Annotated in this window: 2 protein-coding genes; both read right to left on the bottom strand. The window is 64.4% G+C overall.

Annotation, left to right across the window (positions count from 1 at the left end):
- Positions 1-5,192, bottom strand: a 5,192-nt coding sequence (locus C9383_RS26495) for a non-ribosomal peptide synthetase (RefSeq protein ID WP_249031095.1), incomplete at its 3' end; no start/stop codon positions are given.
- The coding region (locus C9383_RS26490) for a non-ribosomal peptide synthetase (protein ID WP_146164725.1) at positions 5,189-9,451 on the bottom strand (4,263 nt) is incomplete at its 5' end. The genes C9383_RS26495 and C9383_RS26490, both read right to left, overlap by 4 nt.

Raw genomic sequence — 9,451 nt, 5'->3', positions numbered from 1 at the left:
AGCAGCAGAGCCGCCCCGCTGTCCGCAATCATGAAGCCTTGACGGTCCAACGGCGCATTGACGTCCAGCGGCACATACACCGCCGCACACTTGCTGATTGCCAGCTGGCTGACCAGCAGGTCCACGGAGCGTTCCAGCAGGATCGCCACGCCGGCACCCGGCGCCACACCCAGACCGATCAGGTGATGCGCCAGGCGGTTGGCCCGCAGATTCAGTTCGGCGTAGGTCGCTCGTTGCTCGGCATGCACAGCCGCCAATGCCGTCGGTTGTACGGCGGCAAGCGCTTCGAAAACCTCATGGACGGTGTGTGCCGCCGGGTATTCCCGTGCCGTGGTATTGAAAGTGCTCAACACTTGCTCGCGTTCAGCCGCCGGCAGGATTGCCAGTGCCTGCAGCGCAGTCGTGGGGGCGTGTTCCAGGGCGTGTACCAAGTGTTCCAGCGCCTGGTGCACAAAAGCGCACAGGCGTTGCGCACCGACTTGTGGCAGGGTCAACACCGTGAGACTGAAACCGTCGCCCCATTCATCAACGTTCAAGGTCAGCGGGTAGTTGGTGCGCTCCTCGCCGCCGAGCCCTTCCATCCCTTGCCAGGCCAGGGCTTGCGCCACCCCGTCGCCGACACTGCTATGGCGATAGTTGAGCAGCGCACTGAACAACGGCAGCGGCGCCAGCACTTGGCTGCAACGTTGCGCCAGGGCCAACGCGGCATGTTCATGCCCCAGCAGCGCGCTCAGCCGCGAGTGCGCCTGGCGCACACCGGCGCGAACGTCGCGACCATCCACATCGATGCGCAGCGGCAAGGTGTTGATGAAAATGCCCAGCGCCCGCTCCGCCCCTTCGCCACCGAGCATGCGCCCCATCAGCACCGTGCCGAAGACTACGTCTTGCTTACCGGTCACCCCGGCCAGCACTTGGGCCCAGGCCAGGTGAAACACGCTGGCGGCGCTGACCCCGAGGTGGCGCAACTGGCTACGCAGGCGCTGGTTCAACTCGGGGTCGATACGCAGGCTGGCCTCTTCGATCGCCTGGGCATCGCCTTGCACATCCTGCAAGCCGAAGGGCAACGTCGGCTCTTCGATGTCGCCCAACAGCTCGCGAAAGAACGCCTCATGCTCTTGTTCGCTGACACCCAGGCGGGCCTGGGCCACGTAATTGCGATACGGCACCGGCACCGGCAGCTCGGCGGTCGGGTCCAGCAAGTAGGCCTGCATTTCCTGGCTGACGACCTCCAGCGCGGTATGGTCCAGGGCAATGTGGTGGAACAGCAAAATCGCCGCCACCCGCTGATTGAGCGGGTCTTGGGCATACACCAGTTGCATCAGTGGCGCGCGGGCCAGGTCCACGCGGTGGTGACGGGCACCAAAACGCTGCTCCAGTTGGGCCAGCACGTCGCCGTGGGCGGCGTCCACCGATACGCCTTGCACATCAAGCTCGGCCTTGCGCCAGACCACTTGCACCGGCGCTTGCAAACCCTCCAGCACAATGGCGGTACGCAGGATGTCATGACGGTCGATCACCGCCTGCAAGGCCTGGACAAACGCTTGCAGACGCTGCGCGTCGGCAAAGCTGAAACGCGCCTGCAGCAAGTACGGGTCGCCCTGTTCGGCGCTGAGGTGATGGTAAAGGATGCCTTCCTGCAACGGTGCCAGCGGGTAGATATCCTGCACGTTGCCGACACCGCCCGGTACGCTGTCGACAATCCGATCAATGCTGCTCTGGTCCAACGTGATCAGCGGCAACAGGTCCGGGGTGATGCGTTGGCAATCCGCTTGAATACGGTTGGGCTCGACCGTCACTTCACGCCCCTGGCCGACGGCGGCGGCCAATGCCGCCAGGGTCGGCTGGCTGAACAGTACGCGTACATCGGCATTCAAACCGGCCTGGCGCATGCGACTGATCAACCCCACCGCGAGCAAAGAATGCCCGCCCAACTCGAAGAAGTGGTCATGCCGCCCCACGCGCTCGACCTTGAGCACCTCGGCCCAGATCTGCGCCAGGGTGCGTTCCACCTCGCCCTGCGGTGCCACATAGCTGCGGCTGAGCAGCGCGTCCTGGTCCGGTTCCGGCAGGGCCTTGCGGTCCAGCTTGCCGTTGGCGGTCAGCGGCATATGCTCCAGACGTACGTAGGCGGCCGGCACCATGTACTCCGGCAACTGCGCCTGCACAAAGCCGCGCAGGCTCTCGACATCCAACGCGTCATGCGCGGTGAAATAAGCGACCAGCCGTCCGTCACGGGCCAGCACCACCGCTTCACGCACCTGAGGATGGGCGGCCAGGCAGCTGTCGATCTCGCCCAGTTCGATACGTACACCGCGAATCTTCACCTGGTCGTCGTTACGCCCCAGGTATTCCAACGTGCCGTCCGCCAGCCAACGCACCAGGTCGCCGGTGCGGTACATCCGCGCCTGCGGGTCGGCACTGAACGGGTCCTTGAGGAAGCGTTCGGCGGTCATTTGTGCACGGTTCAAGTAACCCCGCGCCACCCCGGCCCCCCCCACGTACAGCTCACCGGTCACGCCCAGCGGCACCGGCTTGAGTTGTGCATCCAGCACGTACGCCTGGGCATTGGCCACCGGCTTGCCGATGTGCAACACCTGCCCTGCCGTGATCACGCCGGAGGTCGCCACTACGGTGGCCTCGGTCGGGCCATAGTTGTTGACCAAGGTAAAGCGTTGCGCATGACTGAACTGGCGCAGACGGTCACCGCCGATCAGCAGGGTCTTGAGGGTCGGGTGTTGCAGGTTCTGGCTGAAGGCGTATTCGGCCACTGGCGTCGGCAGGAAGCTGACATCCAGCGGTTGCGCCTGCCACCAGGCCAGCAAGGCGTCGATGTCTTCGTTGCCCTGCGCCGCCGGCGGCAGATGCAGGGTCGCCCCGACGCACAGGGCCGGCCAGACTTCCCAGGCCATCGCATCGAAACCAAACCCGGCGACGCTGGAGGTATGGCTGCCGGCGTGCAGGTCGAACGCATCGCAATGCCAGTTGACCAGGTTTTCCACGGTCTGATGTTCGACCATTACGCCCTTGGGCAGACCGGTGGAACCGGAGGTGTAAATCACATAGGCCAAGTGTGCCGGGGTCAGGCCGGCGACCTGGGGGTTGCCGCAGGCAGCACCGTGCAACAAGCGGCTGTCGAGTTCCAGCACCGGCACCTGCAACGTCGGTAAACGCTGGGCCAGCTCCGGCTGCACCAGCACCGCAACCGGGGCGCTGTCTTCGAGCAAGTAGCCGATGCGGTCCAGCGGGTGCGCCGGGTCGACGGGGACATACGCCGCACCGGCCTTGAGGATCGCCACCAGCCCGACCAGGGTGTCCAGGCTGCGCCGCGCGCAGATGGCCACACGGTCGTCAGGCTGCACGCCCAGTTCGATCAGTTGAAAAGCCAGGTGGTTGGCCTGCTGGTTCAGCTCGGCATAGGACAGCGCCTGTCCGTCATACACCGCGGCGATCGCCTGCGGGTTGCGCTGCACGTGCTGCTCAATACGCTGGTGGAGCGTCAACCCACGTGGGTACTCGACCTGGGTCTGGTTGAAGTCTTCAAGCACCTGTCGACGCTCAGCACTCGGCAGCACCGGCAGTTGATTGACCGCGAGCGTCGAGCCCTGCTCCAGCGCCTGCACCAGGTGTTCCAGGGCAACGTGCATGCGCTCGCAGAAACGTTGCGCGCCCAGCACCGGCAGCGCCTGCACGGTGAAAGAGAAGCCGTCCGCCAGTTCATCGACACTGAGCGTCAGCGGGTAATTGGTGCGCTTGCGCTCTTCAGTGTGGAAGAACTCGATGCCGCGCCAGGCCGTTTGGGCCTGTTCGGACGCGAGGTCATGCGCTTTATGACGATAGTTGAGCAAGGCGCTGAACAACGGTTGCGGCGCGGCCACGCCGCTGCAGCGTTGGGCCAGCACCAGCGGCGCGTGCTCATGGCCAAGCAACGCCGTCAGCCGTGCATGGGTCGCCTTGAGCGCGGCCGGTGCGTCCTGCTCGCCGATGTCCACTCGCAGCGGCAAGGTATTGATCAGCATACCCAGCGCATGCTCGGCGCCTTCGCCGCTGTCCATACGCCCGAGGAATACCGTGCCGAAGACCACCCGCTCATTGCCGGTAACGGCCGCCAGCACCTGGCCCCACGCCAGATGACACAGGCTGGCCGTGCTGACCCCCTGCTGCCGCGCCTGGGCTCGCAGGCGCTGGCTCAACGTCGTCGGGATCGTCAGCGCGGCCTCTTGCAGCAAATGCCCATCACCTTGCACATCCGCCAGACCCAACGGCAGTGTCGGCGTGTCGACGTCGCCGAGCATCTCGTGGAAAAACGCTTCGTGCTGCTGCTCACTGACGCCCAGGCGCGCCTGCGCTACATAGTTGCGGTACGGCACCGGTTTGCCCAGTTGCGCAGCCTGGCCCAGCAAATATTGCTGGATTTCATGCTGCACCACCGCCAACGCGGCGTGGTCGGACACGATGTGATGCAACATCATCAGGGCGAGCCAGCGCCCCGTCGCCGGGTCCTCGGCACACGCGATACGGATCAGCGGCGCCTGACTGAGATCCAGCCGGTAATGCTGATTGTCAAAACGCTGCTCCAGTTGCTGGCGGATATCGCCGACGGTCGGGTCCAGGGCGACTTCTTCGACCTGCAGGCGCGCCTGGCGCAAGACCACTTGCACAGGTTCGTCGAGCCCTTCCCACAACACCGCCGTGCGGAAGCTGTCGTGCCGGTCGACCACGTGCTGCAGGGCCTGGTTGAAATCGTCCAGGCATTGGCGGTTGTCCAGGCCGATCAGGCATTGCAAGACGTAAGGATCGCCCTGTGGCTCGGACAGGTGATGGAACAGCAGGCCCGATTGCAGCGGTGCCAGCGGGTAGATGTCCTGGATGTTGGGCGCGCCGCCGGGGATGCACGCGACGATGTGCTCGATAGTCGCCTGATCCAGCGTCATGAGCGTCAGCATGTCCGGGGTAATGCGCGTGCATTCGGCGGGGATGCGATTGGCCGGAATGGTGACTTGCCCGGCACGCTCTGCGCGGTACTCGCCGGCGTTGATCAAGGCGATCAACGCGGCCTTGTGTTCACGCAGCGCAGCCAGCACGCTGGGTTCCTTCAGCGCTTGCTTGTTGCCCTGCACCACGAGTTGCTCACCCTTGACTGCAAGTTGAACGTCTTTTTCTTTTAATGTCGCCAACAGTTCGAGAACACTCACAGGACCATCTCCATTCTTTCTGTAATTTCGGCGTATTCCCAGAGCGTGGGTTGCTCGAACAGCGCCTTGACGTTCGCATCGATGCCTTCCTGGCGGAGTCGCCCAATGAGGCTGACGGCCAATAACGAATGGCCGCCCAATTCAAAAAAGTGGTCATGCCGACCGACTTGCTCAACGTTCAACAATTCGCCCCAGAGCCGGGCCAGGGCCATTTCCGTGTCGCTCACCGGCGCTTCATAGGCACGCACCCGCAGCGTCGCCAGGTCCGGCGCCGGCAGGGCCTTGCGGTCCAGCTTGCCGTTGGGGCTCAGCGGCAATGCATCCAGACGCACGAACAGTTGCGGCACCATGTAGTCCGGCAATTGCGCCAGCAAATGCGTACGCAACGCCTCGGTCTCGGCCGGCGCGCCGGTGTAATAGGCCACCAGGCGCTTGTCGCCCGGCACGTCCTCACGGGCCAGCACCGTGGCTTCCTGGATATTCGGGAACTCGCCGAGGCGCGCCTGGATTTCCCCCAGCTCGATACGCAGGCCACGGATCTTCACCTGATCATCGTTACGCCCCAGGTACTCGATGTTGCCATCGGGCAGGAAGCGTCCAACGTCACCGGTGCGGTACATGCGTCCGGCGTTGAACGGGTCGTCGAGGAAGCGTTCGGCGGTCAGCTCCGGGCGGTTCAGGTAGCCACGGGCAACCTGCACGCCACCGATGAACAGCTCGCCACTGACACCCAGCGGCACCGGTTGCAGATGTTCGTCCAGCAGGTACATGCGCGTATTGGCGATCGGTTTGCCGATTGGCGTGTTATCCGGGGTGACCGGCCCTGCGCAATCCCACGCGGTGACGTCCACCGCCGCTTCGGTCGGCCCATAGAGGTTGAAGAGCGAGCTGGCCGGCAGTTGCTGCTTGAAGCGACGCACCACACTGCCAGGCAGTGCCTCACCGCTGCACATCACCCGCACCAGCCCGGCCGCCTGGCTGACATCGCCATGGGCGAGGAACACATCGAGCATCGAGGGCACGAAGTGCAGCGTGGTGACGCGCTCGGCCTGGATGATTTCGCATAGGTACTGCGGGTCCTTGTGCCCACCCGGGCGGGCCATGACCAGGCGAGCGCCGGTGAACAATGGCCAGAAGAATTCCCACACCGACACATCGAAGCTGAACGGGGTTTTCTGCAGCACCGTGTCGCTGGCGTCGAGGCCGTACTCTTCCTGCATCCACAACAGGCGGTTGACCACCGCGCTGTGCTCGTTGATCACCCCCTTGGGTTTGCCGGTGGAGCCCGAGGTATAGATCACGTAAGCCTGGTGTTGCGGGGTCAACCCGGCAATCAGCGGATTGCTCGCCGACGCCTGTTGCCAGGTCTCCTGCTCCAGGTCCACCACCGGTACGCTGATTTCACCGAGCAGACCACGAGTCGCCTCTTGCACCAGCACCACGGCCGGCGCGCTGTCTTCGAGCATGTAGGTCAGGCGCTCCTGCGGATAAGCCGGGTCCAGCGGCACATAACCGCCACCGGCCTTGAGGATCGCCAGCAGGCCGATGACCATTTCGAGGCTGCGCTCGACGCAGATCGCCACGCGCGAATCCGGCTGTACACCCAGCTCACGCAGGTGATGGGCCAGACGGTTGGCGCGCTCATTCAGCGTGCGATAGCTCAGCTGCCGGGTGTCAGACAGAAGTGCAATGGCATCTGGCGTGCGTTGCACCTGGGCTTCAAACAGGCCGTGCAGGGTTTGTTGCAACGGGTAGTCGCGGGCCGTGTCGTTGAACGCCACCAGCAGCGTTTCGCGCTCCTCGGCCGGCAGTACTGACAGTTGCCACAAGGCCGTATGCGGTGCGGTCTCTAGCGCTTGCACCAGGTTGTACAAGGCGGTCTGCACATAATCCAGCACGCGTTGGGCATCCACCGCGATGGCCTGCACGTTCAAGCGGAAACTGTCGCCTTGGTCATCGACGTTCAACGCCAACGGGTAGTTGGTGCGCTCCTCGCTGGCCAGGGTTTCGATGCCGACCCAGGCGTCACGGGTCTGGTGCATCACCCCATCGCTGGCACTGTGGCGATAGTTGAGCATCGCGCTGAACAACGGTGCCGGCGCGGCCACGCCACTGCAACGCTGGGCCAGGGACAGCGAGGCATGCTCGTGCCCCAGCAGCGCCGACAGCCGTGCATGGGTTGCACGCACGCCGTCTTGTGCGCTGTGCTGACCGAGGTCGACGCGCAGCGGCAAGGTGTTGATGAACATGCCCAATGCGCGGTCGGCGCCTTGGCCGCCCTGCATACGCCCAACCAGTACCGTGCCGAACACCACATCCTGCTTGCCCGAAACCGCACCCAGCACCTGGGCGTAGGCCAGGTGGAACAGGCTGGCGACACTGACTCCCAGGGTACGCGCCGCCGCACGCAGGCGCTGGCTGACATCTGCCGGCAGCACCTGCGTGACCTCGGCCACGGTGTTGCCGTCGCCCTGCACGTCCTGCATGCCGAAGGGCAAGGTCGGTTCGTCAACGTCACCGAGCATCTCGCGGAAGAAGCTTTCATGTTCCTGTTCAACGCCGCCCAAACGTGTCTGGGCCACGTAGTTACGGTACGGCACCGGCGCGGCCAGCGGTTCGGTGGAACCCAACAGGCTGGCCGCCATTTCCCAACTGACCACCTCCAGCGCGGTGTGGTCCAATGCCGTGTGGTGGAACAACAGCACCGCCACTATCCGTTCGTTGAGTTCATCACGGGCATAGGCCAGGCGCATCAACGGCGCCTGGCTGACATCCAGGCGGTAATGCCGGGCATCAAAGCGTGCATGCAGCTGGCTCAGGATGTCGCCCTCGGCCGGGTCGAGCACCAGTTCCTGCACCGCCAGATCGGCCTTGCGCCACACCACTTGCGCGGGGGTGCTCAGGCCCTCCCAGACAATCCCGGTGCGCAGGATGTCGTGACGGTCAATCACGCCTTGCAAGGCGTGGGCAAAGCGCTGCAGACGCTCCACGCTGTCGAACGCCATTTGCGACTGCAACAGGTACGGGTCGCCCTGCTCCGCCGTGATGTGGTGGTACAGGATGCCTTCCTGCAACGGTGCCAGGGCGTAGATATCCTGCACGTTGGCCACGCCGCCCGGCACGCTGGCGACGATGCGGTCGATCGCCGCCTGGTCCAGGTCCGCCAGGGGCAGCAGGTCCGGGGTGATACGCACGCAATCGGGCGTGATCAGGTTGGCCGGTACGGCCACTTCGCGCCCACTGCCCACCGCAGCGGCCAGCGCTGCCAAAGTCGGCTGGCTGAACAACACGCGCACGTCGGCGCTGAGGTCGGCGCGGCGCATGCGTTCGATCAGGTTGACCGCCATCAGCGAATGGCCGCCCAGTTCAAAGAAGTTGTCGTGACGACCGACTTGCTCGACCTTGAGCAGGTCGGCCCAGATCTGCGCCAGTACGGTTTCCACTTCTCCTTGTGGCGCTTCGTAGCCACGGCTCAGCAGGGCTTCCTGGTCCGGTGCAGGCAGGGCCTTGCGGTCGACCTTGCCGTTGTTGGTCAGCGGCAGGCTGTCAAGGCGCACGTAGGCGGCCGGCACCATGTAGTCCGGCAACTGCGCGTGCAGATGCTCACGCAAGGCTTGGATATCGACGTTTTCACGCTCGGTGAAGTACGCCACCAGGCGCTTGTGCCCCGGTTCGTCCTGACGGGCGAGTACCACCGCGTCCTTGACCTGCGGGTGCTCACTCAGGCGCGTTTCGATCTCGCCCAGTTCGATGCGGAAACCGCGGATCTTCACCTGCTGGTCGTTACGGCCCTGATACTGCAAGGTACCGTCGGCACGCCAGGCCACCAGGTCGCCAGTGCGGTACATCAGCGCCCCGTCGTTGAACGGGTCGGCGAGGAATGTCTCCGCCGTCAGGTCAGCCCGGTTCAGGTAGCCCAGGGCAACCCCCTGGCCACCGATATACAACTCGCCAGTGACACCGACCGGCACCGGTTGTTGACGGGCGTCGAGCACATAAGCTCGGCTGTTGCCCACCGGGCGGCCAATCGGAATGCTGCCCTCGTCTGCCCGCGTAATCTCATGGGTGGTCGAGAAGGTAGTGGCTTCAGTCGGGCCGTAGCCGTTAAGCAGATGCTGGGGTGCACCGTCCTTGAGGACCCGAGCGATCACGTTCGGATCGAGCACATCGCCACCGACAATCAGGTAACGCAGTTGCGGGAAGACCGGCAACAATCCTTCGGCGTACTGGTGGAACAAGCCGGCGGTCATCCACAACAC

Origin of the sequence: Pseudomonas palleroniana, assembly GCF_003031675.1 — a bacterium.
Taxonomy (GTDB): Bacteria; Pseudomonadota; Gammaproteobacteria; order Pseudomonadales; family Pseudomonadaceae; genus Aquipseudomonas; species Aquipseudomonas palleroniana.
This window is presented reverse-complemented; position numbering and strand designations above follow the sequence as displayed.